At 71.7% G+C, this 19,732-nt stretch carries 14 protein-coding genes; 3 read left to right on the top strand and 11 right to left on the bottom strand.

The window, feature by feature from the left end:
• The first annotated feature begins 77 nt into the window (after positions 1–77).
• Entirely contained in the window at positions 78–5,012 is a 4,935-nt protein-coding gene (locus GA0115233_RS29840; RefSeq protein WP_093723421.1) for an NAD-glutamate dehydrogenase, read from the top strand.
• A 67-nt stretch (positions 5,013–5,079) separates the two neighbouring features.
• Here the strand turns inward: GA0115233_RS29840 and GA0115233_RS29835 are convergent, their stop codons facing one another.
• Both GA0115233_RS29835 and GA0115233_RS29830 read right to left on the bottom strand, forming a co-directional pair.
• Positions 5,080–5,892, bottom strand: a complete 813-nt coding sequence (locus GA0115233_RS29835; RefSeq protein WP_093723420.1) for an ABC transporter ATP-binding protein — start codon at positions 5,890–5,892, stop codon at positions 5,080–5,082.
• The gene (locus GA0115233_RS29830) at positions 5,885–6,808 is read right to left on the bottom strand and encodes an ABC transporter permease (protein ID WP_093723419.1); all 924 of its coding nucleotides are present in this window, start codon (positions 6,806–6,808) and stop codon (positions 5,885–5,887) included. The genes GA0115233_RS29835 and GA0115233_RS29830 overlap by 8 nt, the downstream gene beginning before the upstream one ends.
• A gap of 138 nt (positions 6,809–6,946) precedes the next feature.
• On the opposite strand from GA0115233_RS29830, the gene GA0115233_RS29825 reads away from it, so the two are divergent.
• The gene (locus GA0115233_RS29825) at positions 6,947–7,573 is read left to right on the top strand and encodes a TetR/AcrR family transcriptional regulator (RefSeq protein WP_093723439.1); all 627 of its coding nucleotides are present in this window, start codon (positions 6,947–6,949) and stop codon (positions 7,571–7,573) included.
• 483 nt (positions 7,574–8,056) lie between these two features.
• Here the strand turns inward: GA0115233_RS29825 and GA0115233_RS29820 are convergent, their stop codons facing one another.
• From GA0115233_RS29820 to GA0115233_RS29810, 3 genes are all read right to left on the bottom strand, one after another.
• Positions 8,057–9,007: an ADP-ribosylglycohydrolase family protein gene (locus tag GA0115233_RS29820; RefSeq protein ID WP_093723418.1), complete on the bottom strand. Its 951-nt coding sequence runs from the start codon at positions 9,005–9,007 to the stop codon at positions 8,057–8,059.
• Entirely contained in the window at positions 9,004–9,984 is a 981-nt protein-coding gene (gene galE, locus GA0115233_RS29815) for a UDP-glucose 4-epimerase GalE (protein ID WP_093723417.1), read from the bottom strand. Before galE ends, GA0115233_RS29820 begins: the two co-directional genes overlap by 4 nt.
• Before the next feature lie 116 nt (positions 9,985–10,100).
• Positions 10,101–10,577 (bottom strand): MarR family winged helix-turn-helix transcriptional regulator, encoded by a 477-nt coding sequence (locus GA0115233_RS29810; RefSeq protein ID WP_250746734.1) that lies wholly within the window; start codon positions 10,575–10,577, stop codon positions 10,101–10,103.
• A 107-nt stretch (positions 10,578–10,684) separates the two neighbouring features.
• Between GA0115233_RS29810 and GA0115233_RS29805 the strand changes: the two genes are divergently transcribed.
• Entirely contained in the window at positions 10,685–11,098 is a 414-nt protein-coding gene (locus tag GA0115233_RS29805) for an organic hydroperoxide resistance protein (protein ID WP_093723415.1), read from the top strand.
• A 13-nt stretch (positions 11,099–11,111) separates the two neighbouring features.
• On the opposite strand, the gene GA0115233_RS29800 is transcribed toward GA0115233_RS29805, so the two are convergent.
• From GA0115233_RS29800 to GA0115233_RS29775, 6 genes are all read right to left on the bottom strand, one after another.
• Entirely contained in the window at positions 11,112–12,386 is a 1,275-nt protein-coding gene (locus tag GA0115233_RS29800; protein WP_093723414.1) for a hypothetical protein, read from the bottom strand.
• A 118-nt stretch (positions 12,387–12,504) separates the two neighbouring features.
• A complete protein-coding gene (locus GA0115233_RS29795) occupies positions 12,505–14,757 on the bottom strand; it encodes a bifunctional glycosyltransferase/CDP-glycerol:glycerophosphate glycerophosphotransferase (protein WP_093723413.1) in 2,253 nt (750 codons plus the stop codon).
• A gap of 171 nt (positions 14,758–14,928) precedes the next feature.
• Entirely contained in the window at positions 14,929–15,810 is an 882-nt protein-coding gene (locus tag GA0115233_RS29790; protein ID WP_093723412.1) for a carbohydrate ABC transporter permease, read from the bottom strand.
• Positions 15,807–17,141: a carbohydrate ABC transporter permease gene (locus GA0115233_RS29785; RefSeq protein WP_093723411.1), complete on the bottom strand. Its 1,335-nt coding sequence runs from the start codon at positions 17,139–17,141 to the stop codon at positions 15,807–15,809. Before GA0115233_RS29785 ends, GA0115233_RS29790 begins: the two co-directional genes overlap by 4 nt.
• A 6-nt stretch (positions 17,142–17,147) precedes the next feature.
• Positions 17,148–18,506, bottom strand: coding sequence for an ABC transporter substrate-binding protein (locus GA0115233_RS29780; protein WP_093723410.1), 1,359 nt, complete (start codon positions 18,504–18,506; stop codon positions 17,148–17,150).
• Between the two features lie 167 nt (positions 18,507–18,673).
• Positions 18,674–19,732 (bottom strand): FtsK/SpoIIIE domain-containing protein (locus tag GA0115233_RS29775; RefSeq protein ID WP_255310400.1); only part of this gene is annotated, 1,059 nt, incomplete at its 5' end.

Genomic DNA, 19,732 nt, shown 5'->3' with positions numbered 1-19,732 from the left:
GCGACGTTACGTCGAAGAGGGCGAGACCGAACTTCTTTCTACGTCACGCAACGGCGCGCGACAGGAGCCAGAGGACAATGCAGACCAAGCTGGACGAAGCCAAGGCCGAGCTGCTCGAAAGGGCCGCCCGGGTAGCTGAGAACAGCCCGGTCGGGGGGCACCTACCGACTGGGACCACGGGCGAAGGCACCCCGGACCGGGACACCGTGCTCTCGTTCCTCCAGCGTTACTACCTGCACACCGCCCCGGAGGACCTCACCGACCGCGACCCGGTCGACGTCTTCGGAGCCGCCTTCTCGCACTACCGGCTGGCCGAGGCCCGCCCGCAGGGCACGGCCAATGTGCGGGTCCACACGCCGACGGTGGAGGAGAACGGCTGGACCTGCAGCCACTCCGTCGTCGAGGTCGTCACCGACGACATGCCCTTCCTGGTCGACTCCGTCACCAACGAGCTGACCCGCCAGGGCCGCGGGATCCACGTCGTCATCCACCCCCAGGTCGTCGTCCGCCGCGACGTCACCGGCAAGCTCGTCGAGGTGCTCAGCGACCCGCCCGCCGCGGACGAGCGCCCGCACGACGCGCTCACCGAGTCCTGGATCCACGTGGAGATCGACCGCGAGACCGACCGCGCCGACCTCAAGCAGATCACCGCCGACCTGCTGCGCGTCCTGTCCGACGTCCGCGAGGCCGTCGAGGACTGGGAGAAGATGCGGGAAGCGGCGATGCGCCTGTCCAAGGGCCTGGCCGACGAGCCGATCCCCGGCGACCTGCCCGGACCGGAGGTCGAGGAGGCCCGCGAGCTGCTCCAGTGGCTGGCCGCCGACCACTTCACCTTCCTCGGCTACCGCGAGTACGAGCTGCGCGCGGACGACTCGCTCGCCGCCGTCCCCGGCACCGGGCTCGGCATACTGCGCTCGGACCCGCACCACTCCGGCCAGGACGCCCACCCCGTCAGCCCCTCCTTCGAGCGGCTGCCCGCCGACGCCCGCGCCAAGGCCCGCGAGCACAAGCTGCTGGTGCTGACCAAGGCCAACAGCCGCGCCACCGTGCACCGGCCCTCGTACCTGGACTACATCGGCGTCAAGAAGTTCGACAAGGACGGCAACGTCATCGGGGAGCGCCGCTTCCTCGGCCTGTTCTCCTCCGCCGCCTACACCGAGTCCGTCCGCCGCGTCCCGGTCATCCGGCGCAAGGTCCAGGACGTCCTCAAGCGCGCCGGGTTCTCGCCCAACAGCCACGACGGCCGCGACCTGCTGCAGATCCTGGAGACCTACCCGCGCGACGAGCTGTTCCAGACGCCCGTCGCCGAGCTCCAGGCGATCGTCACCAGCGTGCTCTACCTCCAGGAGCGCCGCCGGCTGCGCCTGTACCTGCGCCAGGACGAGTACGGCCGCTACTACTCGGCCCTCGTCTACCTGCCGCGCGACCGCTACACCACCGGCGTCCGGCTGCGGATCATCGACATCCTGAAGGAGGAGCTCGGCGGCATCAGCGTCGACTTCACCGCCTGGAACACCGAGTCGATCCTGTCCCGGCTGCACTTCGTGGTCCGGGTCCCGCAGGGCACCGAGCTGCCGCAGCTCAACGACCAGGACAAGGAGCGCATCGAGGCCCGCCTGGTCGAGGCCGCCCGCTCCTGGGCCGACGGCTTCGCCGACGCCCTCAACGCCGAACTCGGCGAGGAGCGCGCCGCGGAACTGCTGCGCCGCTACGGCAACGCCTTCCCCGAGGGCTACAAGGCCGACCACACCCCGCGCTCGGCCGTCTCCGACCTGGTCCACATCGAGCAGCTCACCGACGAGCACAACTTCTCGCTGAGCCTGTACGAGCCGGTCGGCGCCGCCCCCGAGGAGCGCCGCTTCAAGATCTACCGCAAGGGCGCGGCCATCTCGCTGTCCGCCGTCCTGCCGGTGCTCAACCGGCTCGGCGTCGAGGTCATCGACGAGCGGCCCTACGAACTGCGCTGCTCGGACCGTACGACGGCGTGGATCTACGACTTCGGCCTCCGGATGCCGAAGGCCCCCAACGGCAGCGTCGACTACGCCGGTGACGACGCCCGCGAGCGGATCCAGGACGCCTTCGCCGCGACCTGGACCGGACAGGCCGAGAACGACGGGTTCAACGCCCTCGTGCTGAGCGCCGGGCTGACCTGGCGGCAGGCGATGGTGCTGCGCGCGTACGCCAAGTACCTGCGCCAGGCCGGGTCGACCTTCAGCCAGGACTACATGGAGGACACCCTCCGCAACAACGTCCACACCACCCGGCTGCTGGTCTCGCTGTTCGAGGCGCGGATGTCGCCGGACCGCCAGCGCGCGGGCCGCGAGATCGTCGACGCCCTCCTCGAAGAGGTCGACGCCGCGCTGGACCAGGTGGCGAGCCTGGACGAGGACCGCATCCTGCGTTCCTTCCTCACCGTCATCAAGGCGACCCTGCGCACCAACTTCTTCCAGGAGGCCGCGGGCGGCAAGCCGCACGACTACGTCTCCATGAAGTTCGACCCGCAGGCCATCCCGGACCTGCCGGCGCCGCGTCCGGCGTACGAGATCTGGGTGTACTCGCCGCGGGTGGAAGGTGTGCACCTCAGGTTCGGCAAGGTCGCCCGCGGTGGTCTGCGCTGGTCCGACCGGCGGGAGGACTTCCGTACCGAGATCCTCGGCCTGGTCAAGGCGCAGATGGTGAAGAACACCGTCATCGTGCCGGTCGGCGCCAAGGGCGGGTTCGTCGCCAAGCAGCTCCCGGACCCGTCCGTGGACCGGGACGCCTGGCTGGCCGAGGGCATCGCCTCCTACAAGACGTTCATCTCGGCGCTGCTGGACATCACCGACAACATGGTCGGCGGCGAGGTCGTGCCCCCGGCCGACGTGGTCCGGCACGACGAGGACGACACCTACCTGGTGGTCGCCGCCGACAAGGGCACCGCGACCTTCTCCGACATCGCCAACGAGGTCGCCGAGAGCTACAACTTCTGGCTCGGTGACGCCTTCGCCTCCGGTGGCTCGGCCGGCTACGACCACAAGGGCATGGGCATCACCGCCCGTGGCGCCTGGGAGTCCGTCAAGCGGCACTTCCGGGAGCTGGGCGTGGACACCCAGTCCGAGGACTTCACGGTCGTCGGCATCGGTGACATGTCCGGTGACGTGTTCGGCAACGGCATGCTGCTCAGCGAGCACATCCGCCTGGTCGCCGCCTTCGACCACCGGCACATCTTCATCGACCCGAACCCGGACGCGGCCACCGGCTACGCCGAGCGCCGCCGCCTGTTCGAGCTGCCCCGCTCCAGCTGGGCCGACTACAACACCGACCTGATCTCGGCCGGAGGCGGCGTCTTCCCGCGTACGGCCAAGGCGATCCCGGTCAACGCCCACATCCGCGAGGCCCTCGGTATCGAGGAGAAGGTGTCGAAGATGACGCCGGCCGAGCTGATGAAGGCGATCCTCAAGGCGCAGGTCGACCTGCTCTGGAACGGCGGCATCGGCACCTACGTCAAGGCCAGCACCGAGTCGCACGCCGACGTCGGCGACAAGGCCAACGACGCCATCCGTGTCGACGGCGCCGACCTGCGCGTCCAGGTCGTCGGCGAGGGCGGCAACCTGGGGCTGACCCAGCTCGGCCGGATCGAGTTCGCCCGGCACGGCGGCAAGATCAACACCGATGCCATCGACAACAGCGCGGGCGTGGACACCTCCGACCACGAGGTGAACATCAAGATCCTGCTCAACGCGCTGGTCGCCGAGGGCGACATGACCGTCAAGCAGCGCAACAAGCTGCTCGCGGAGATGACCGACGAGGTCGGCCGGCTGGTCCTGCGCAACAACTACGCGCAGAACACGGCCATCGCCAACGCCCTCGCGCAGTCCAAGGACATGCTGCACGCCCAGGCGCGCTACCTGCGCCACCTGGTCCGCGAGGGTCACCTGGACCGGGCGCTGGAGTTCCTGCCCACCGACCGCCAGATCCGCGAGCGGATCTCCAACGGGCACGGTCTGACCGGCCCGGAGACGGCCGTACTGCTGGCGTACACGAAGATCACGGTCGCCGAGGAGCTGCTGCACACCTCGCTGCCCGACGACCCGTACCTGAGCACGCTGCTGCACGCGTACTTCCCGACGGCGCTGCGCGAGCGGTTCCCGGAGTACCTGGTCAGCCACCCGCTGCGGCGGGAGATCACCACGACCGTGCTGGTCAACGACACGGTCAACACCGGTGGTACGACCTATCTGCACCGGCTGCGGGAGGAGACCGGCGCCTCGCTGGAGGAGATCGTCCGGGCGCAGACGGTGGCCCGCGCGATCTTCAAGTCCTCCGAGGTGTGGGACGCGGTCGAGGCGCTGGACAACAAGGTCGAGGCCGATGTCCAGACCCGTATCCGGCTGCACTCGCGCCGTCTGGTCGAGCGCGGCACGCGCTGGCTGCTGAACAACCGGCCGCAGCCGCTGGAGCTCGCCGAGACGATCGACTTCTTCGCCGAGCGGGTCGAGCAGGTCTGGTCGCAGCTTCCGAAGCTGCTCAAGGGCGCGGACCTGGACTGGTACCAGCAGATCTACGACGAGCTGTCGGCCGCCGGAGTCCCGGTCGAACTCGCCACGCGCGTGGCTGGGTTCTCCTCCGCCTTCCCGGCGCTCGACATCGTCTCGGTGGCCGACCGCATGGGCAAGGAGCCGCTGGATGTTGCCGAGGTCTACTACGACCTCGCCGACCGGCTGTGGATCTCCCAGCTCATGGACCGCATCATCGAGCTGCCGCGCAACGACCGCTGGCAGTCGATGGCCCGCGCCTCGATCCGTGAGGACCTGTACGCGGCGCACGCGGCGCTGACCTCGGACGTCCTCGCGGTCGGCAACGGCACCTCCACCCCGGAGGAGCGGTTCAGGGCCTGGGAGCAGAAGAACGCGGCGATCCTGGGCCGGGCGCGCACCACCCTGGAGGAGATCCAGGGCTCGGAGACGTTCGACCTCGCCAACCTGTCGGTGGCGATGCGGACGATGCGCACCCTGCTGCGCACGCACTCGTAGGCGGTCGTACGACGACCAGGGCGCCCCGGGCCGTAATGGCTCGGGGCGCCCTGTCGTGCCGCGGGTTCTAGGCGGCGGCCTTCTTCCGGGGCTTCTTCTCGCCGGTGAAGGCCTCGTACTCCTTCAGGACGTCCTCCGTGGGGCCGTCCATGCGCAGTTCGCCGCGCTCCAGCCACAGGACGCGGTCGCAGGTGTCGCGGATGGACTTGTTGTTGTGGCTGACCAGGAACACCGTGCCCGCGTGCTTGCGCAGTTCGCGGATACGGGCCTCGGAACGCTTCTGGAAGGAGCGGTCGCCGGTGGCCAGGGCCTCGTCGATGAGCAGCACGTCGTGGTCCTTGGCGGCGGCGATGGAGAAGCGCAGCCGGGCGCCCATGCCGGAGGAGTAGGTGCGCATCGGCAGGGTGATGAAGTCGCCCTTCTCGTTGATCCCGGAGAAGTCGACGATCTCCTGGTAGCGGGCCCTGATCTCCTCGCGGGACATGCCCATCGCCAGGCCGCCGAGGTGGACGTTGCGCTCGCCGGTGAGGTCCTTCATCAGCGCCGCGTTGACACCGAGCAGGGAGGGCTGGCCGTCGGTGTAGATGGCGCCGCTCTCCACCGGCAGCAGGCCCGCGACGGCCTTGAGCAGGGTGGACTTGCCGGAGCCGTTGGTGCCGATGAGGCCGATGGCCTCGCCCCGGTACGCGACGAAGGACACGTTCTTCACGGCGTGCACCGTGCGCGTGCCGGAGGCCTTCTCGGCCTGCTTGCGGCGCAGGATGCGGTTGAGGGCGGCGGTCGCCGAACCGCGCCCGGCGCCGGTGCCGTTGACGCGGTAGACGATGTCGACGCGGTCCGCGACGACGGTGGGGACCCGCTGGTCGGTGTGGTCAGCCACGGCCGTACGTCTCCTCTGCCTTCCAGAAGTAGATGAATCCGCCGACGCCGGCGAGCAGCGCCCAGCCGGTGGCGAGCGCCCACACGTGCGGCGGGAGCTGGCCCGCGCGGAAGCTGTCGATCAGGGCGAAGCGCATGAGGTCGATGAAGACGGCGGGCGGGTTGGCCTGGAGCACGGTGCCCACCCAGGACGGCCAGTCCTGGTGCTTGGTCAGCAGGTGCTCGATGCTCCACATCACGCCGGAGGTGTACATCCAGGTGCGCAGCACGAACGGCATCAGCTGGGCGATGTCCGGGGTGTTGGCGCCGATCCGGGCCATGACCAGGGAGACGCCCGCGTTGAAGGTGAACTGCAGCACCAGGACCGGGACCGCGAGCAGCCAGGAGGCGGCGACCGGGATGCCGAAGGCCAGCAGGATGACCACCAGGGCGGCCATGGAGAACAGCAGTTGCTGGAGCTGCTGGAGGCAGAAGGAGATCGGCAGCGCGGCGCGCGGGAAGTGCAGGGCGCGCACCAGGCCGAGGTTGCCGGAGATCGCGCGGGTCCCGGCGAGGATCGAGCTCTGCGTGAAGGTCCACACGAACACGCCCGTGACCAGGAACGGGACGTAGTCCGGGACGCCGTCCCTGGTGCCCAGCAGCACGCCGAAGATCAGGAAGTAGACGGCCGCGTTCAGCAGCGGGTTCATCACCTGCCAGAGCTGGCCGAGCTTGGCCTGGCTGTACTGGGCGGTCAGCTTGGCGGTGGCGAACGCGGAGATGAAGTGGCGCCTGGCCCACAGTTGGCGGACGTACTCGGGCAGGGAGGGGCGGGCGCCGCTGACCGCGAGGCCGTGGCGGGCGGCGAGGGCCGCGAGGTCGACGTCGGCGGGTGGGGCCGTCGTCGTCGGGGGCGGTGTGTCGAGGACCTGGCTCACATCCGCTGCTTTCGGTCGGGGGAGGGGGGTGATGTCCCGGGCTTACGTCGGGACGGGACCGTATCGTCGCAACGTGAGCGTAGGCCGAGTTGACGTCGGAACGCAACCGTTCCGTCGTCACGCCTTATGCTGGGCGGCATGACGACGAACGCCGACGGACCCCAGCCGCGTCCGCGCCGCCGGGCCCCCGCGGGGGCGGCCGTGCTGCGGGCGGACGTGACGGAAGCGATCCGGGCCGCGGTGTTCGAGGAACTGGCGGCGGTCGGGTACGCGCGCATGTCCATCGAGGGCATCGCGCGGCGGGCGGGGGTCGGCAAGACGGCGGTGTACCGGCGCTGGCGCTCCAAGCTGCACCTGGTGCTGGACGTGGTCTCGGTTCTGGCCGTACAGGGGCTGCCGACGCCGGACACCGGGTCCCTGGAGGGGGATCTGCGGCTGCTGTACGAGGTGTCCTCCCGCGCCCTGCGCCACCCCGTGGCCTCGCAGATCCTCCCGGACCTCCAGGCGGAGGCGGCCCGGAACCCGGAGATCGCCGAGGCGCTCCAGAAGGCCCTGCGCGAGGGGCAGGACGGTGTGGCGAGCGGCATCGTGGCGGCGGCGGAGCAACGCGGCGAGCTCCGCGCGGGCATCGACCACGACCTGGCCCTGGACCTGATCTCGGGCCCGCTGTACTGGCGCTCGGTGGTCATCCGCAGCCCCAAACTGCCCAAGGACTACCTGGCCTCCCTGACCCGCGCCACGGCGGGAGCACTCAGGGCACTGTGACGAGCCGACGGCCCGGCTCCGCCAGGCCCTGGGCACCCGCCCCGGACGCGTTCGGCCAACCCGGCCCGGGGCGTGGTCGGGGCGCCGCGACGAGCCCGCGCGTGGGCTCCGCCCGGGTCCCCGGCGTCCTGTGCGTGTTCGCCGAGCCTGGGCCGGGGGTGTGGTCGGGGTGCTGCGACCGGCCGTGGGTCGGCTTCGCCGGGGTTCCCCGGCCCGGGGTGTGGTCGGGGTGCTGTGATGAGCCCGTGCGTGGCCTTCGCCGGCTCCCCGGCGTGCCGTACGCGTTCGCCCAGCCCTGGGCCAGGGTGTGTTCAGGGTGCTGTGACCGGCCGCGAGTCGGCTCCGACCGGGTCCCCGGCGTGCCGTACGCGTTCGCCCAGGCCGGGCCAGGGTGTGTTCAGGGCCCTGTGACCGGCCGTGAGTCGGCTCCGACCGGGTCCCCGGCGTGCCGTACGCGTTCGCCCAGGCCGGGCCGGGGTGTGTTCAGGGCCCTGTGACCAGCCCGTGCGTCAGCTTGGACAGGTCCTCGGTGTCCAGTGCGCGGTCGCCGAAGCCCGGCAGGGGTACGTGCAGGGCCTCCGTCCATCGCGCTGGGACGGCGTCGATGCCGTGGACCGCTCCTGCCAGGGCGCCGGTTACCGCGGCGACGGTGTCGGTGTCGCCGCCCAGGTCGACGGCGGCGCGGACGGCGTCCTCGTAGGACTTGGTGGTGCGCACGGCCCAGACCGCCGAGCCCAGGCAGGGCCAGACCGCGCCGTTGAACTCGGTGGCGTCGTCGGGGTGCCAGTCGGGGGAGAGGACCGTGGCGTAGCGGGGGCGGTGGGCCGGGTGGAGGGCGGCCAGGGAGTCCGGGACGGCGGTCAGGGGGTCCTCGCCGGTCAGGGCCACGCGGATCAGTTCGTGGAGGACGGCCGTGCCCTCCCAGGCCGCCCGGTCCCCGTGAGTGAGCGCGGACAGGTGGCGGGCCGCGTCCATCGTGGCCTCGCGGCCCCGCGGGGCGAAGTACACGGCCGACGGCGCGGCCCGCATCAGCGCGCCGTTGCCCGCCGCGCGCTGGCTGACCTGGAAGTGCAGTGCGGCCGCCGTGTCCCAGGGGTCGCCGCTGGTCAGCACGGCCTCGGTCTGGAGGCCGATGTCCTTCGGGCCGGACGCCGCCCAGCGCTGGAACCGCCGGAAGACGTCCGGGAGTTCGAGCCCGCCCCGCTCCAGCAGGGACTGGGCCACCAGCACCGCCATCTGCGTGTCGTCGGTCGCCTCGCCGGGGTCCCAGCCCCCGCCCCCGCACATCTCGCCGCCCGTGCCGGGTGCGGGGAAGCGGGCGGAGAAGGCGCCCTCGGGGCCGAACTCGAAGGGCGCGCCGAGCGCGTCGCCGACGGCCGAGCCGATGACGGCGCCGAGGGTGCGGTCCAGCCGGTCGGGGGTCCCCGTGCTCATCCGCGCGCCGCCGACGGGTGCAGCCGGACCCAGCCCTCCCAGGCCGAGCTGATCATGTCCTGGACGTCGTGCTTGGCCTTCCAGGCCAGCTCGGTGGCGGCGCGGTCGGCGGAGGCGACGACGCGTGCGGGGTCACCGGGGCGGCGGGGGGTGACGGTCGGCGGGCGGTCGTAGCCGGTGATGGCGTTGATCCGGTCGATCATCTCGCGCACGGAGACACCCTCGCCGCGGCCGATGTTCAGGGTGAGGTCACGGCCGGGGGAGGTGCGCAGGGCGCGGGCCGCCGCCACATGGGCCTCGGCCAGGTCCGCGACATGGATGTAGTCACGGATGCAGGTGCCGTCCGGGGTGGGGTAGTCGTCGCCGAAGATGCGCGGCGGGTCGTTCGCGGTGAGGCGCTCGAAGACCATCGGGATCAGGTTGTAGACGCCCACGTCGGCCAGCTCGGGGGCGGCCGAGCCCGCGACGTTGAAGTAGCGCAGACAGGCCGTGGACAGCCCCGTCGCCCGGGCCGTGGCCCGGACCAGCCACTCGCCGGCCAGCTTGGTCTCGCCGTACGGGGAGATCGGGAGGCACGGCGTCTCCTCGGTCACGAGGTGCACGTCCGGCATGCCGTAGACCGCGGCGGAGGAGGAGAAGACGAAGGAGGGGACCCCGACCCGGGTCACCGACTCCAGCAGGACGCGCAGCCCCTCGATGTTCTCCCGGTAGTAGACCAGCGGCTGCCGCACCGACTCGCCGACCTGCTTCTTCGCGGCGAGATGGACGACCCCGCTGACGTCGTGGTCGACGAGCGCGCGCGTGACGTGCTCGGCGTCCAGCGTGGAGCCCACGACCAGCGGCACACCGTCGGGCACGCGCTCGGAGATACCGGTGGACAGATCGTCGTACACCACGGTCCGCTCACCCGCCTCGCACATCGCCCGCACGACATGCGCCCCGATGTACCCGGCACCGCCGGTGATCAGCCAGGTCATATGGCCGTCCCCTCGTCAGTTGGCCCGCGCTGGAGCATAGCCACTCCGATTTGCCCAGAATGAAGGAGAAACGGCGCTTTCGGCTACGCCCCCGACAGTGCCGTCGGCCCTTCCGGCTACGCCCCCGACAGTGCCGCCGCGTCGAGTGCCGACGTCAGCGCGTCCAGGCGGGTGCGCAGGTCGTTGATCTCGTCGACCTCGAAGCCCGTCGCCGAGGCGATCCGGCGCGGGACCTCCAGGGCCCGTTCGCGCAGGGCCGCGCCCTCCTCGGTGAGGCCGACCTCCACCGAGCGTTCGTCGCGGGCGCTGCGCTCCCGGCGCACCAGACCAGCCGACTCCAGGCGCTTGAGTAGCGGGGACAGCGTGCCGGAGTCCAGGCGCAGGTGCTCGCCGAGTTTCTTGACGGGCAGGGTGCCCTGTTCCCACAGCACCAGCATCACCAGGTACTGGGGGTAGGTGAGGCCGAGGTCCTTGAGGATCACGCGGTAGACGCCGTTGAAGGCGCGGGCGGCCGCGTGCAGGGAGAAGCAGATCTGGCGGTCCAGGCGGAGCCATTCCTCCTGGTGCGGGTGGGGTGTCCCGGTCCGGTTCATGGGTCCAGAGTAGCTCTTGCTCGCCATTTAGTTGTGCACAACTGAATCGTGTGCTCTACTTGTGGACGTCAACGAGCCCCGACTCCTCGAACAGGGACGGAACCTTCATGGACGCGATCTACACCGCTGTCGCCACCGCCACCCACGGCCGCGAGGGCCGCGCCATCAGCTCCGACGGCAAGCTCGACCTCCAGCTCGCCCCGCCGGTGGAGCTGGGCGGCAACGGCCAGGGCACCAACCCCGAGCAGCTCTTCGCCGCCGGTTACGCGGCCTGCTTCGCCAGTGCCCTCGGTCTGGTCGGCCGGCAGGCCAAGGTGGATGTGAGCGACGCGGCCGTCACCGGCGAGGTCGGCATAGGCAAGCAGGGCGCGGGCTTCGGCCTGAAGGTCACCCTCCGCGTCGAGCTGCCCGACACGGTGGACGAGCCGACCGGCCGCAAGCTGGTCGAGCAGGCCCACCAGGTCTGCCCGTACTCCAACGCCACCCGCGGCAACATCGACGTCGACCTCGTCATCGAGTAGTTCGCCGAGTAGTTCATCGCGCAGTCGATGACCGCGCGCGATCGGCGTGTCCCTGCGCGGGCAGGGACACCCGGTCGCGCACCAGGTGCTCCAGCAGCATCGGCACCCCCAGCACGGGAAGCAGCCAGGCCAGTGCGAGCAGCCGCCCGCCCCAGATGTTGATGTCCGGATGCCCGGCCTGGGTCAGGAACCCGGTCCCCGCGGCGGCGATCACGAACGCCCCGAACACCGGCCTGCGCAGCGCCCCCCACACCCCCGCCGCCACCGCGGCGAGGAAGAACGGCTCCCAGAACTGCCGGCGCGCCCACTCCATCCAGAAGTTCCCCGACAACTGCCAGAACTCCGCCCAGGGCCGCTCCCGGTCCGGCCGGGTGAAGTGGTCGGCGAGCAGGTCCTGGAGGCTCTCCGCCACCGTCGGATAGCCGAGCAGCCGCGCCAGCACGGTCGTGCCGAGCGCCGCGCACACCCCGATCCCCGTGATCGCCGCGAGATCCCGGCCCGGCGCCCCGCCCTTGCGCCACCGCGCCACGGCCACCGCCGCGCCCGCCGCCGCCAGGCACCCCCCGAGGAACATCGCCTGCGAGTGCTTCACCGCGAACAGGGCCGCCAGCGAACCCGCGATCAGCGCCAGCCCCGCCCGCCGCCCGCGCAGCACCAGCGCACAGCCCCACACGGCCGCCAGCGTCAGCGCCATCAGCAGGCCCTCCGTCATGGGCCGCATCGCGATCGCCCCGCTCGGCAGGGCGAAGTACAGCGCCTGACCGGTCAGCGCCAGCGGCACCGGCAGGTCCATCGCGCGCAGGATCAGGAAGACCAGCACCCCGCCCGCGACCGCGACCGTCACCCCGGCCGCCCACAGCCCCCACGTCACCCCGAACAGCGTCACGAACGGCACCAGGAACAGCGGGTAGCCGGGCCGCGCCTCGAAGATCCGCATGAAGCGCTCGGAGGAGAACGGCACCATCGGACCGGCCGACTCGCCCGCCTCCAGCCGCCGTTCGACCTCCGACAGCTCCTTCGCCCGGCAGCGCGCCTCGACCAGCGGCGCCGGATCGGCGCGGTGGAAGCGGACCACGTGCACGTTCTGCCTGCGGTGCGCCATCGACGCCCGGCTCGCGCAGTAGTGCGCGACGGTCGCCTCGGCCGCCTCCGGCTTGCTGTCGCCGCGCAGCACCAGCGCGTACGACAGGTAGTTGCGCGAGTCGGGGGTGTCCCGGCCGGTGACGTTGGCCAGTTGCAGCACCGCGAACAGGGCCCCCAGCAGCAGCACCCAGGTGCGCGGCCTCATACGGCCCCCCGGCCGCCGGGCCGGCCTGCCGGACGCCAGGTGGTGGGCCGGCTCGGGGTCGGCCGCGACGGGCTGGAGGGCATGGCAACTCCCCTGGTCAGTACGGTGAGTACGGCGGTCAGAGCCGGTCGGTGAGCGTCAGCGGCCGAGCGGGCCGCGGCACCGTGGGCAGTGGCGCGTGCGCGCGGGCCGCCGCCGAGGGCACCGGATGCCGCTCGGCGGGCGGCACGACCGGCGGCAGCCCGCGTTCCCCGAACACCACATGGCGTACGACGCGTTCGGCGGCGCGGCCGTCGTCGTACGGGCAGAAGCGGGCCCGGAACGCCGAGCGGAGCTGGGTGGAGCGGGAGCCGCGCCAGTGGCCGGTGGTGAAGATGTCGACCAGTTCGTCCTCGCTGCGCGCGATCGCGCCCGGCGGGAAGGCGCGCAGGTCGACATAGGTGCCGCGGGCCGCCTCGAAGGCCTCCTCGTCGTCCAGGTGCAGCACGATCGGGCGGTCCAGGCCCGCGTAGTCGAACATGACCGACGCGTAGTCGGTGACCAGGGCGTCCGAGGCGAGACAGAGCTGCTCCACGCTCGGGTGCCCGGTGACGTCGACGATCCGGGGCGAGAGGGCCTCGGGGGCGAGCGGGCCGCCGTGCCGGCGGTGCGCGCGGGCCAGGATCACGAACTGGGGGCCGAGCCTGCGCGCCACCTCGTCCAGGTCCAGGGGACAGCGCTGGGTGCGGCGGTAGTCGCGGTGGGTCGGCGCGTACAGGATCGCCACCGCGTGCCCGGGGATGCCGAGCGACTCGCGCAGCCGGGTCACCTCGGCCGAAGTCGCCTGCTGGAAGACGTCGTTGCGGGGCTGGCCGTACTCCAGCGTCTGGTACGGGCCCGGCAGGACGCGCTCCCGGACCAGCGTGGAGTGCCGGTTGGCGGAGACGACGTAGTCCCAGGTACCGGCCGCCCCCAGCAGTTCCCCGAAGTCGGTGCCCGCGCCCGCCGCCGGGCGTTCCCGCAGGTCCAGGCCCATGTGCTTGAGGGGGGTGCCCGAGAAGGTCTGCACGACGACCTGACCCGGCCGCTTGACCGGCGGGTGCGGCTCGTTGTCGACGACGTACTTGGAGCGGGCCAGCGCCGTCCAGTACGCGGCCGAGCCCGGGGCGATCCGGCGGGTCGCGACCGGAATCGTGTGGTGGTGCTCGGGGTGGGCGATCCACGCCGTGCGCAGATGCGGGGCGTGGGTGCGGAACGCCTCCTCCAGCGCGCCCGGATTGCAGCCGTACCCCGCGCCGCCGTACGCCCGGAACACCGCCCGGTCCTGGTGCAGCGGCAGCCGCAACTGGACCCGGTAGTGCAGGCGCAGGGCCGCCGCGCGCAGGGCGCCCGCCAGCTTCACGGCGCCCTTCCCGGCCCTGCGGCCCAGGGCCCCCGCCACATGCAGGGCGCGGTAGGTGCGGTGCAGGCCCAGACGGACCAGGGCGTGCCGGAGCCGCTCGCGCAGGGGCGGGACGGGGGTGCCCGGCGCCCGGTGGCGGCGCAGCAGGTCGCGGGCCAGCCGCAGGAACTCGGCGCGGCCGGCGCGCGGGAGCAGATCGCCGCGCGCGAACAGCGCCGTCAGATGGTCGGCCGTCCGGCGGAACAGCACCGGCCGCCAGCGGGCGAGTTCGGGACGCTCGGCGAGGAACGCGAAGACACGCTCGTACTGCTCGAAGACATCGAAGTGACGGCGGCTCGGGCCGCTGCCCTCGCGGCGCAGCCGGTGGTGCACGCACACCCGGTCCAGGGTCGCCACCGACTCGGCGGTGAGCAGGACCTGGAACGTCCAGGGGGTGTCCTCGTGGCTGCCGGGCGGAAAGGCCAGGCCCTCGCGCTCCAGGAACTCCCGGCGGCAGGTCTTGGTCCACGGCGCAGTCGGCAGCCGCAGCAGCCCCGGCCGGTCCTCGGGGCGGAACGGCGCCGGGCCCCGGTCGTAAAGTTGCGGGCGGGCCGGGGTGTGCGGCGGCTCACCGGTCCAGGGGACCTCGGCGTGGTCGTGGACCAGGACATCCGGCTCGCCGGTCTCCTTCAGCCGGTCGGCGACGGCCTGGAGGGCGCCCGGGGTGAGGGTGTCGCCGCCGTCGAGGAAGAGCACGTAGTCGCCGCCCGCCTCGGCGAGACCCGCGTTGCGGGCCGCGCCGGGACCCTGCCCGCGGGCCAGGCGCACCGGCCGTACCCGAGGGTCCCGGGCCGCGAACTCCTCGACGATCGCCCCGCAGGCATCCGGTGAGGCGTCGTCCACGGCGACGAGTTCCAGATCGGTGTACGACTGCGTGAGCACCGACTCCAGACACTCGTGCAGGTACGCCTGAACCTTGTACGCGGGGACGATGACACTGAACCTGGGCAACGGGAACATCCATGGGTCGGCGCGGTCAGCAGGGACGGGCGGGCCGCAGGCCCTGGCCCCGGAACGGCCGACGGGGTGACTTGGTTACGCAGCGTTGCGGCATCCGGGGGACGGCACGCCGAGGGGCCGGCCGGTGCACACCGGCCGGCCCCTGCCGTACGGGCGTACGCGTTACTTCACGGCGCCCGCCATCACACCGGAGACGAACTGCCGCTGGAAGGCGAAGAACACCGCCAGCGGGATGACCATCGAGATGAACGCGCCGGGCGCCAGCACCTCGATATTGCTGCCGAACTGCCGTACCTGCTGCTGGAGCGCCACCGTCAGCGGCTGCGAGCCGGAGTCGGAGAACACCAGCGCCACCAGCATGTCGTTCCACACCCACAGGAACTGGAAGATGCCCAGCGAGGCGATGGCCGGGGCGCCCAGCGGCAGCACCACCGTCGCGAACAGCCGGGCCTCGCCCGCGCCGTCCAGCCGCGCCGCCTCCAGCAGCTCGCGGGGGATCTCCGCGAAGAAGTTGCGCAGCAGGAAGATGGCGAACGGCAGCCCGAACGCCACATGGAAGAGCACCACACCGGTGATCGAGCCGAAGATCCCGAGGTCGCCGAAGAGCTGGGACAGCGGGATCAACGCCACCTGGACCGGCACCACCAGCAGCGCGATCACCACCATGAACCACCAGTCGCGGCCCTTGAAGTCCATCCACGCGAAGGCGTATCCGGCCATCGCGCCGATGAGCACGACGAGCAGGGTCGCCGGGACGGTGATCCAGACCGTGTTGAACAGGGAGTTGGTGATGTCCTCGTTCTCCAGCAGGGTGCGGTAGCTCTCCGTGGTGAGCTGCGCCGGGGCCGAGAACACCTTCCACCAGCCGGAGGCGGCGATGTCGGTCGGCTCGCGGAACGAGGACACCAGCAGACCGAACGTCGGCACCAGCCAGAACAGCGCCACCAGCAGCAGGAAGACCCGCAGCGCGCCGCCCGCCGCCCCGCTCGCCAGCCGGGACGCCCAGGACCGCTTGCCGCGCACGGGCGTGTCGAGTGCGCTCACCGCTCGCGCTCCTTCCTGAGCCGGCGGATATTGACGATCATCACCGGCACCACGAGCAGCAGCAGGATGATGCCGATCGCACTGCCGAGCCCGTAGTTGCCGCCGCCGCCGAAGGACGACAGGAACAACTGCAGCGCCAGCACGTTCGCCTCGTCCTGGGTGGGCTGCGGCGCGATGATGTAGACCAGGTCGAAGATCTTCATCACGTTGATCATGAGTGTGATCAGTACGACGACCAGGACCGGAGCCAGCATCGGCACCGTGATCCGGCGGAACACCTGCCACTCGTTGGCGCCGTCCACCCGCGCCGCCTCCAGCAGGTTCCGGTCGACCCCGGCGAGCCCCGCCGCGATCAGCACCATCGCGAAGCCCGCCCACATCCACACGTACGCGCCGATGATCGCCGGGGTGACCAGGGTCGGGCCGAGCCAGTCGACGCCGTTGTAGGGCGCCGCGAAGTTCGAGCCCGGCAGCCGCAGTCGGGCCCCGTCGGCGGAGTCGGGCAGCGTGAAGGTGCCGTCCGCCTTCGTGGTCGTGGAGGCGACGACGTCGCCGTCCTTGACCGCCTCGACCTTCACGCCCTCAAGTGCCTTCTCGCCTGCGTCGACCTGGCCCTTCTCGCCACCGCCGCCGAGCTTGAAGTCCAGCCACACGGTGCCGGTGACGCCGTCGCCGGAGGCGGCCTTCGCGTCCTGCGGCTCGCCCGGCAGCCGGTTGGGCGCGATGCCCACCATGGGCAGCAGGGCAGGAGTGCCCGCCCGGACCGTGCCGGTAGTGGTGAAGGACCCGTCGCCGGACGGTCTCAGGTCACTGACCTGGGCGTTGGGCCGGGCCTTCGGATAGACCGAGGAGTCCGTGAACGTGTCGTGCACCGTCGTCACGACCGCGTTCGCCACACCCTGGTCCGGGTCCGCCTGGTACACCAGCCGGAAGATGATGCCGGCCGCCAGCATCGAGATCGCCATCGGCATGAAGACGATCAGCTTGAACGCCGTTCCCCAGCGCACCCGTTCGGTGAGCACGGCGAAGATCAGGCCCAGCGCGGTGACCACCGCGGGCGCCACCGCGACCCAGATCGCCGTGTTGCGCACGGCGGTCAGCGTGGCGTCGTCGGTGAAGACGTCGACGTAGTTGTCCAGGCCGACGAAGCCGTCCCCGCCCGCGTCGTAGAGACTGCGCCAGACCGAGTACCCGATCGGGTAGACCACGAGCGCGCCGAGCAGCACCAGGGCGGGCAGCAGGAACAGCACCGCCACCCACACCCTGGTGCCCGTCACGCTCTTGCGCGGTGCCGGCGGAGCGCCGGCACCCTCGTTCGCGACGGCCGACATGGCGCGTCAGCCGGTCTTGTACGCCTTGGCGGCGTCCGCCTCCAGCTGCTGCTGGGCGCCCGCCACATCGCTCGGGTTCTTCAGGAAGTCCTGGAGCCGCTTCCACTCGCCCACGCCCTGGGTGCCGCCGAACGCCGCCGGCGCCTGGTCGGACATGTCGAAGCGGAAGTCGTCGCCCGCCGCGATCAGCGCCTCGGCGATACCCCGGGTCACGTCGTCCTTGTACGTGCCCTGGTCCATCTCCTTGTTGGGGGAGATGAAGCCGCCCTGCGCCGCCCAGATCTCGGCCGCGTCGGTCGAGGCCAGGAAGGTCATCAGCGCCTGCGCGCCCTTGCCGTCCTTCAGCGCCACCGCCACGTCGCCGCCGCTGACCACGGGAGGCTCGTCGCCGACCGCCGGGAACGGGAACACCTTGGCGTCCGTGCCGACCTTCGCGTCGGTGTCGGCGTTGATGTTCGCGGTGACGAAGTCGCCCTCGAAGACCATGGCGGCCGGGGTGTCACCGGAGAACGTCTGCGTCACCGACTTCGGGAACTCCGTCTGCAGCGCGCCAGAACGGCCGCCCGCGATCAGCTCGTCCTTGCCCCACAGCTCGGCGAGCGTGGTCAGCGCGTCCTTCACGGACGGGTCGGTCCACTTGATCTCGTGCTTGGCCAGCTGGTCGTACTTCTCCGGGCCGGCCTGCGAGAGATAGACGTTCTCGAACCAGTCGGTGAGCGTCCAGCCGTCCGCGCCGCCGATGGACACCGCCGGGGAGCCCGCGTCGGACAGCGTCTGCGCGGTCTCGATGAACTCCTTCCAGGTCTTCGGCTCCCCGGAGATGCCGGCGGCCTCGAAGGCGGCGGTGTTGTACCAGATCAGCGACTTGTTGGCGGCCTTCACATAGACGCCGTACTGCTTGCCCTCGTAGGCGCCCAGTTCCTTCCAGCCGGTGGAGAAGTTCTTGTCCAGCTGTTCCTGGACCTCGGGGCCGAGGGGCTTGACCCAGCCCTTCTCGGCGAACTGGTGGAGCACACCCACCTGGGGCAGGAACGCCACGTCCGGGGGCTGACCGCCCTCGATCTTGGTGCCCAGGAAGGTGGAGGTGTTGTTGCCGGTGGGCACGAAGTTCACCTTGGCGCCGGTGCGCTTCTCGAACTCGTCCAGCACCTTGGTGAAGTTGTCCTGCTCGGGGCCGGTCCAGACGGCCGCGACCTCCAGGGTCTGCCCGTCGAGCTTGGGGAGTTGGACGGTCGAGGCGGAACTGTTGTCGGTGCCGCTGTCCCCGCCGTCGCCGTTGTCGTCGTCTCCGCCGCAGCCGGTGAGCGCCAGCGCGAGGGCGCCGACCGTTGCCATGGCGATCCGGATCGTGCGTTTGCTGCGCATCACTGCCCCGTTCTTCGTGCTTCGTTGCCTCGTCGAACGTTCAGCGCTGTCCTGTTATGCGCTCTGGTCTACGCCCGGTGTCCGGGGTCGGCAAGAGCGCCCGCAGTGTCAAGTGGCCGATCGTGACCACGTCGTGACTGGGGCTCGACTCCCGCTCCGGCGGGCGCTCAGAGCAGCGAGGGCACCTCGGCCGCCGCGACCTCCTTGGCCGCCCGCTCCAACGCGCTGGCCAGGAGGGCCAGATCGGTCGGGCCGTTGCCCAGTTCGCGGACCGGGCGGCGCGCGGGCGGGTCGCCCATGCGGTGCCACTCCAGCGGTACGACCGTGGGGCGCAGGGTCGCCGTGCGCGGGATACGGCCCGTCACCCGGCCGCCCTGGAAGGCGGTGCTGCGGCCGTCCGCCCAGGTCAAGCGCCCGCGGCCGGGCGCCGGTTCGTCCGGTCCGGCGGCCGGGGCCTCCAGCGCGACCCGCAGCGTGGCCAGACGCGCGGTCTCGGAGGCGGCCGTACGGCCGTCCAGGCCCGTCGCCGCGATCAGGTGCACGCCGAGCAGCTCGCCCTCGCGGGCCACCGCCTCCAGCGCGCGTATCACCGAACCGGCGGCGGGGCGGCCGGGGGAGCCCAGCGCGGGGGAGACCAGGGCGTCCAGGTCGTCCACGACCACGACCAGCCGGGGCAGCGGCGGCGCGGCCTCCGTCTTCTGCCGGGACGCGGCCGGGCGCAGCCGCAGGGTGGAGCTGGGCGGGGCGTCCAGGTCGGCGGCGCCGCCGGACCGGCCGGACGGACCGGCCGTGCGCTGGGCGACGATACGGTCCGTCAGCAGCCGGCCCGCGTGCCACTCGGCGAAGTCGGAGCGGCCCAGCAGTTCGGCGCGCCGCTTCAGCTCCGCGCTCAGGGACTGGGCGAACTCCCGCATCCGCACGGGGTCGTTGGCGGTGAGGTGGGTGGTGACGTGCGGGACGTCCGTGCACACCCGCAGCCCGTCGCCGCCGCCCGCGCCCGTGCCGTCCCGGCCGTCCAGCAGGACCATGGTCAGCCGGTCCGGGCGCTCCGCGGCCGCGAGCGAGGCGACCAGCGCGCGCAGCAGTTCGGTGCGTCCGCTGCCCGCGGGGCCCTCGATCAGCAGGTGCGGTCCGTCGGCGGCGAGGTCCGCGCAGACCGGGCCGCGCGGACCGGCGCCCAGCACGGCGCAGGCGCGTCCGCCGAGCGCCTCGGTGTCGTCGGCGGC

The sequence above is a fragment of the Streptomyces sp. DI166 genome, from assembly GCF_900091315.1.
Lineage (GTDB): Bacteria > Actinomycetota > Actinomycetes > Streptomycetales > Streptomycetaceae > Streptomyces > Streptomyces fuscus.
The sequence above is the reverse complement of the archived record's forward strand: the minus strand, read 5'-3'. Positions and strand labels throughout refer to the sequence as shown.

Excerpts from the sequence above, each read along its gene's own strand:
- GA0115233_RS29840 (WP_093723421.1), top strand. The coding sequence starts at position 78 with ATGCAGACCAAGCTGGACGAAGCCAAGGCCGAGCTGCTCGAAAGGGCC.
- GA0115233_RS29825 (WP_093723439.1), top strand. The coding sequence starts at position 6,947 with ATGACGACGAACGCCGACGGACCCCAGCCGCGTCCGCGCCGCCGGGCC.
- GA0115233_RS29820 (WP_093723418.1), bottom strand. The coding sequence starts at position 9,007 with ATGAGCACGGGGACCCCCGACCGGCTGGACCGCACCCTCGGCGCCGTC.
- galE (WP_093723417.1), bottom strand. The coding sequence starts at position 9,984 with ATGACCTGGCTGATCACCGGCGGTGCCGGGTACATCGGGGCGCATGTC.
- GA0115233_RS29810 (WP_250746734.1), bottom strand. The coding sequence starts at position 10,577 with ATGAACCGGACCGGGACACCCCACCCGCACCAGGAGGAATGGCTCCGC.
- GA0115233_RS29805 (WP_093723415.1), top strand. The coding sequence starts at position 10,685 with ATGGACGCGATCTACACCGCTGTCGCCACCGCCACCCACGGCCGCGAG.
- GA0115233_RS29800 (WP_093723414.1), bottom strand. The coding sequence starts at position 12,386 with ATGAGGCCGCGCACCTGGGTGCTGCTGCTGGGGGCCCTGTTCGCGGTG.
- GA0115233_RS29785 (WP_093723411.1), bottom strand. The coding sequence starts at position 17,141 with ATGTCGGCCGTCGCGAACGAGGGTGCCGGCGCTCCGCCGGCACCGCGC.
- GA0115233_RS29780 (WP_093723410.1), bottom strand. The coding sequence starts at position 18,506 with ATGCGCAGCAAACGCACGATCCGGATCGCCATGGCAACGGTCGGCGCC.